Source organism: uncultured Gimesia sp. (assembly GCF_937919775.1).
In the GTDB taxonomy this organism is placed as follows: Bacteria; Planctomycetota; Planctomycetia; order Planctomycetales; family Planctomycetaceae; genus Gimesia.
Genome location: NZ_CALFPF010000188.1, coordinates 1 through 5036, shown reverse-complemented (window position 1 = coordinate 5036; position 5036 = coordinate 1). Strand labels below are relative to the sequence as shown.

The following is a 5036-nucleotide window of genomic DNA, read 5'->3' as shown; positions in this document are numbered from 1 at the left end:
TGACCCAGGTCGGTTTTAACCGCGGCTAACACCGTGCGGCTGATCTTGTTTTCAGGTACGTTGACAACCGGAATGACTTATTAGCCGCAGGGCGTTAGCCCCGGTTGATCCACATTTATCAGAACAAGTCGAATTAAGAAACACTACCTGGCCGCCGTTTGGTATCAAGCGCAGAATCACAACAGGCCAGACAAAACAAAGTCCGCCCGAAAAAGATTCTACCCGATAGAAACCAACCCACCGCAGATGAAGATCCGACAGCAGTACTAAGAGCAGTGAACCACCAGAAGTGGGAAGCGTCCCCATGTGTCCCCCCGCGCAAATATTCCCAGAGGAAGCCCCTTTTCATTTCAGCCAGAGCAAACAAAAATGAGGCGTGCATTATTAGCCGCAGGGCGTTAGCCCCGGTTCCTCCCCGGTCTATTTTTGATTGCACATCTCGATGGTTTTAAAAAGACGAATTCAAATTCAGAAACACCACCTGGCCGCCGTTAGTTCCATAAGTCAGGAACAAGCACCGATACAAGCCAGCTTTGGCGAACACGAAACGCTCACAACCAGCAAAATGAATTTCGTGCTTTTTCGTGTCTTTCGTGGTAGCAAAACCGAAAAAGAACCAATCCTCAATGCCGAGTAGATGATTCTGAAAATACACACAGGTGCATTCCGAGCCTGACTCCTGATCCTGTTAAAGAACAATGCCCGGATAATATGCGTTTCCCGGGCATTTTTTTTGCGCCATGTAGCTGGTTTTCGCTTCTGGCCAGGTAATGCGATGAGATCCCTGCTGACTGTCTGTTTCAGATCGGAACGTTATTTCTAATCATCCAGCTTAGAACCCGTTTAAGGCATCACATGTGGAATATTTCCGAAAAATAGTAATGCGGCAAAATAATGTGATCCGGCGGTGAAGTAAATGCGTTAAGTGGAATATGTCCAAGCGAAAACAAGTTCGATAGAGGAAATGAGCATGTATCAATTAATCGCCACAAATCTGATCGTCATCCTTGCTGCGATCGACGTCGCATCGGCAGACGAATTGCTGACAGTTCGCACAAACCCTTACCACGTGAATGCCGGCACTGTCGCAAAAGTGAACCCCAACGGTACGGTGAATATCATCAGGTTGACTAACCCGCGAATTGATTGTAGAAACGATGGCATAGCCGACTCTGACATTACCGAAGGGCATTATTTAGCCTTCTTTGGCACTAATATTGATTTTGCTTTCGAAGCATTTCAATTGCCACCTAAAGGGACCTGGGTATCACGGATCGAAATCATCAGCGTTGACCACGAGAACGAGGCCACCGCAAGATTCCCCGCCGCAGCAATCAAGCGTTTAAAAGGCGGACAGAAAATCGCATTGTTCAGGCCACCGGGCACAACGACTGCTGTTCTCAAAACAATCCCCGTCGCCGATGTTGAAGAACCAACCGAACGAATTCAAGCGATATCAAAATTGCTCACGATCGGTAAAGCGCTGCAGTACTGGCGAGAGACTTTTGACGGATTTCCGCCTGTCGTTATACGTGGACCTGATGGGAAACCGTGGCATAGCTGGCGAGTCTTGATCTTACCTTACCTTGGCCATGTAGACTTGTTTAATCGATATCACTTCGACGAACCCTGGAATGGACCGAATAACAGCAAACTGCTGAAAGAAATTCCCGATGTCTATCGCTTTTCATCGGACAAACGTTTTTCCGCTACGGCAACGCACTTCCTCTCAATTGTCGGTGGAGAGACTGCATTCAATCCGCAAGGATTGACCAACCATGATCCTGAGCACTGGATGATTGGTGACTATAAAGCCGGCGTCCACGGAATGAAGGTCGACGACTTTGCTGATGGTACACACAACACACTGCTCATCGGCACGGCTTCTCCCCACAAATCTGTGGATTGGCTCAAGCCTGTCGACGTCGCATTCACCCCACAACTAAAGGGCCCCGGAGACACTCAGAGTTTCGGTTCATCGATCACATTCAAACAAGAACAACAAGGCGCCTTCCTTTGGGCAGACGGAACTGTGAGCACCATCTCTACTTCCATACTACCCAAATTGTTCAGGTCACTTTTCACAGTTAATGGAAACGAGGAACCAATCGATCGAGATGCTCGTCCAGACACCATTTCAGAGCCGATGGGCTCAATCGGAATTGATTATTCTTCCACGATCGAATTCGTCCGTCATAAAGAAACTTACATGGCTCGCATTGCATTCCGGCACTAAAACTATCGAACAAAATACTCAATCGCAGACTTTAAAGGGGTCTGGTTTGCAATGAGGATGGTAAAGGGGGCTGATTCGGAGTCGATCTAAAGGGGCGGATGATCATCAGCATCTAAGGCATCAGTCTCGATTCCGTTCTCCACCATGAAGGCCCGCAGTGAATCACGATATATAAATCGAAACCTATTATTTTTAACTCGAATTCCGTTCAATTGCCCGCTGTCGTAGCATCGTATGATTGTTTGCAGACTTACCTTGCAAATCCTGGCAGCTTCATGTGTTGAAAAAACGGTTTTCATGTGACAAGTTCCGTTAATGTATCCTTGCTGGATGCCTTGATAATATTGTGCCAGGTACAAAAAATCATATCAAACGGAAACAGCCTGTCCACAGGGAGCTTTTTACCATCCGATTTCTGCCGAAATTTGTGTCCGGGTAATCGCCGTTTCCCGGTCATTTGGAAAGTAACCGTGTAACATACGTTGTTACATCAGACGTATTCAAACTGGACCGTCTCCACTCGATTTGTTAAAGAGTGTTTAGATTGTTGTCCGGGTAATTGCTATTACCCCGAAAATATTTGATGAATTCTAACTGCACATAGATATAATTTATCTATCGAAAGTCAGAAGCATGCTTAAAAAAAGATCGCTTGCAAAGTTAATTAAGAAAAGCATTCCAACTGTGCTGATAGTATTGCTAGCGATATACATCATGAGTGTTGGCCCAGTTATTGCATTTTTTGAAACTCCAGCAGGAGTGCCTCCGAAATATCGTGCCCCCTTAGAGAACTTCTATGCACCTTTGGTTTGGACGGGTGAGAAAAGTGATATTCTTAAAGAGCTTTTCAAAAAATACATAAAAATGTGCAGCCGATATAACAAAGAGTCTGGGTAATTAGCGTTACCCGGACAATAACAGAATCGAGACCGCGCATTAAAAATGACCGGGTAACTCTCGTTTCCCCGGTCATTAGACTTGCTTCACAGTTTAGAATTGGCAACGGGGCTGCTCACCATTGCAGGGTGAGTGAGAGATAAAAGCCGTGTGCCGTGAAGTTACTCGTTTTGTGTCTCATACTGGCGGTCGAAAGGGAACCGATCTGCAGGGGCAGCACGTTGTGGTTTGTCTCGTAACCAGAAAACGGATCGACATAAACGGTGGCCTGATAACCGGCGTCCAGCGAAAAAGAATTGCCGCCGGAAAACACATGGGTAAAGCCGATTCCCAGTCTGGCATTGGTGGAATAAACGACTTGCGTAAAACCTGTGCTGCTCACCTGCTCCTGATTGTTCGAAATCCCGACCAGAGCCAATTCAGGAGAAGTGGCCGCAAATAAATATTGAGACGGCTGCGTCCGGCCGACCAGCAACGCTGCGCCCAACTGCCCCGTCAGACGGAGACCGCCTGACGTCGTATAGAGGGTATCGAAACCAAAACGCGGGCCGACGCCGGTGAAAGTGGATGTATTATTCAGCGAGATCAGCAGCGGCACAGATGCGGGAAACATCGCACCCGGATCAGGCGGCGCTCCATAAAAAGACGATTCAATTTTTTCCTGCAGCCGGGCAAAACTTAAGCCGGCGAACAGACGCAGATCCAGCGCCGAACCAACATTCACATGTTGTCCAAAATCGAAGTTTGCTGCGTCATAAGCGTACTTCACGCTCCCTGTTGCGGACCTCAGTAAATTGACCCCCTGATTATCACTCAAGTCATCGTACGATTCTGCTGAGGAGGGCCCGGTTTGCGAGAAGGGTGAAACCCACTGCAAACCATCGATCGCCGAGACCGCACTGGAATTCGAAGTCCTTAAACGCTGCCAGTCGGCTTGAAAATCTTTTCCGGAGTCGGGAAACGTATAGGTGGTTCCCACCTCGAACCCCGGTTGATAACTCGTCTCCAGGGTCTGAATCTCCCAAAAGGGTGAGGCGACCGGAACAGGCGAAGCCGGATTTTTCACATTCGTGAGGACGGCGTAACCCAGGTTATCGCTGCTCGGTTGCAGTAACAGGAGTCCCGCATGAAATTGAAAACCGGGCCTGAGATCGGGAACGCCGATCTTCAACGTCAGCTCTGTTCCCGAATCGTAGGGAATCCCTTCATTGCTGACGGTCTTCTCCTCGACGCTGACAGCCTCCTTGACGGGAACTTCTTCCAGAGCGGCAGGCGCGGGATGGGGAACACTCGGAGTAGGATCCGCAGTCTCTCCGATATTCGCCTTCGCTACTAAAACCAGCGCGACCATGGCTACAATATACCAGCGTTTCAGAAACATTTGGCCCTATTCCCTTCATCCACCTTGTTCCACCAAAATTGGCTTCCACGTAAGGCGGCCTGCGTGGCGTCTCTCATCCAAGATCGGCATTTGCAGTCAGGAATAATCAGTACAATCAGTAAACCCAACGAAATCCATACAGGTTATAAAATTTACCCAGTCGAACATCTGGCATTGCCAACACAGCCAGATTCCCCCTCATTGGTGATACTGCCAGAAATGTGAACATTGTCCAGTACCCACCGTAAGACGCAGACGGTAACGACTTGTATAACAGGGATAAATGCCTTCTCATTTTTGAAATCCGCGCAAATAATTTTCCCAAAAATAGAATTTTTGGTCACAACCGACCGATATTATGGACATCAGGATCCAATTGTTTTATAATAAAAAATGAAGAGACTTAAAGCGTTTGAAACTTCAGGTCTTTTTAAGAATGAGATAAGAGTGTCTGCCCGAATTTGACCGTATTAATCCTGCGGCACTATTTGAGTCAGCCATTCAAGAGTCCCTCCTTATTAG

Annotated in this window: 3 protein-coding genes and 1 pseudogene; 2 read left to right on the top strand and 2 right to left on the bottom strand. The window is 47.6% G+C overall.

What is annotated here, in order from left to right:
• Nucleotides 1–970: 970 nt before the first annotated feature.
• Nucleotides 971–2236: a DUF1559 domain-containing protein gene (locus tag Q0294_RS05030; protein ID WP_299461556.1), complete on the top strand. Its 1266-nt coding sequence runs from the start codon at nt 971–973 to the stop codon at nt 2234–2236.
• A gap of 107 nt (nt 2237–2343) precedes the next feature.
• Here the strand turns inward: Q0294_RS05030 and Q0294_RS23375 are convergent.
• Nucleotides 2344–2535: pseudogene (locus Q0294_RS23375) on the bottom strand (regulator); the annotation flags it as partial.
• Between the two features lie 334 nt (nt 2536–2869).
• Here Q0294_RS23375 and Q0294_RS05025 point away from each other — a divergent pair.
• Entirely contained in the window at nt 2870–3133 is a 264-nt protein-coding gene (locus Q0294_RS05025) for a hypothetical protein (RefSeq protein ID WP_299461554.1), read from the top strand.
• Nucleotides 3134–3248: 115 nt separating this feature from the next.
• Here Q0294_RS05025 and Q0294_RS05020 read toward each other — a convergent pair whose 3' ends face one another.
• On the bottom strand, nt 3249–4514 hold the full coding sequence (locus Q0294_RS05020) for an Lpg1974 family pore-forming outer membrane protein (protein ID WP_299461552.1): 1266 nt from the start codon (nt 4512–4514) through the stop codon (nt 3249–3251).
• Between the last annotated feature and the right edge of the window lie 522 nt (nt 4515–5036).

What these genes read in the sequence shown, in the direction of transcription:
- Q0294_RS05030 (WP_299461556.1), top strand. Translation starts at nt 971, where the DNA reads ATGTATCAATTAATCGCCACAAATCTGATCGTCATCCTTGCTGCGATC.
- Q0294_RS05025 (WP_299461554.1), top strand. Translation starts at nt 2,870, where the DNA reads ATGCTTAAAAAAAGATCGCTTGCAAAGTTAATTAAGAAAAGCATTCCA.
- Q0294_RS05020 (WP_299461552.1), bottom strand. Translation starts at nt 4,514, where the DNA reads ATGTTTCTGAAACGCTGGTATATTGTAGCCATGGTCGCGCTGGTTTTA.